Consider the following 624-nt stretch of genomic DNA (forward strand, 5'->3'; position numbering starts at 1 on the left):
ATCAAGGAAAGGTGCCTGTCCGGGGAGTTGGTAGGTTCGCGGTTTCATTGTTGCGTCATCTTTCGCCCCATCAGAGAGTGGAGGACATTGTGAAAGTGTTTCGAACCATTCAGTTGAAACGCTTAGCACCTTTTACTTTGCTGGCGTTTGATCCATCGTTGACGGCGCGTTTTGGTGATGTCATGGCATTTGAATGGAATGGTGACGCACTACGGATCTTGCCAGTGGATAGTCCGCTGTTTTCTTCCGCTGTGCATTTCGATGCTGTGCAGCATTATCGTCAGAAACTTTACCGTGAATACACCGCAAAAGAGAAAACGCGCGAGTCTCTGTTGGCATTTCATCGTGCCTTTGAGGAAAARRAGCCACACCTCTCCCCGTGCATGCTACGAGAAGATGCGCATACCGTGAGCTTCACCGCGATCAGCGTCAATCGTCAGCACAAGCGCATGAGTTATCTCCCTGGGTTGCCTGTTTTACAGCTTTCAGAACGCGCACTCGAAGAACACGGTTATCACATTAATCCTGCCGCTGCAGCGGCAAATGATCATTGAGTAAGGAGTTCACAATGAAAAATGGATTGTCTGTTTTATTGATGCTGGTGAGCGCGACGAGCTATGCCGC

At 49.4% G+C, this 624-nt stretch carries 1 protein-coding gene; it reads left to right on the top strand.

Annotation, left to right across the window (positions count from 1 at the left end; translation table 11 throughout):
- Positions 1–89: 89 nt before the first annotated feature.
- On the top strand, positions 90–554 hold the full coding sequence (locus tag CIK04_RS24750) for a hypothetical protein (RefSeq protein ID WP_325205796.1): 465 nt from the start codon (positions 90–92) through the stop codon (positions 552–554).
- Positions 555–624 lie beyond the last annotated feature (70 nt).

The sequence above is a fragment of the Vibrio sp. 03_296 genome, assembly GCF_002265885.1.